Here is a 233-nt window from a genome sequence, read left to right as displayed (position 1 = left end):
GATCCAGTCGGCGTAGGTGCTGCTGGAATAGCCGCCTGCAAGGTTTAGGGTCAGGTCTGGGTAGTAGGCGGTCTTTGCCACGCCGATATTGGCGTTGGCGGCAATCACTGCGCGCTCCGCCGAGGCGATGTCCGGGCGGCGCTCCAGCAGTTGCGATGGCAGGTTGACCGGAATCTGCGGCAGGGCGGGAATGTCCTTGCTCACTGCCAGCTCAAAGTTGGTGGGTGCAATAC

At 62.2% G+C, this 233-nt stretch carries 1 protein-coding gene; it reads right to left on the bottom strand.

What is annotated here, in order from left to right:
* Positions 1 to 233 (bottom strand): TolC family protein (locus AAEY72_RS16490; RefSeq protein ID WP_352311779.1); only part of this gene is annotated, 233 nt, incomplete at both ends.

Source organism: Psychrobacter sp. W2-37-MNA-CIBAN-0211 (assembly GCF_040309405.1).
GTDB classification, from domain to species: Bacteria; Pseudomonadota; Gammaproteobacteria; order Pseudomonadales; family Moraxellaceae; genus Psychrobacter; species Psychrobacter glaciei.
The sequence above is the reverse complement of the archived record's forward strand: the minus strand, read 5'-3'. Positions and strand labels throughout refer to the sequence as shown.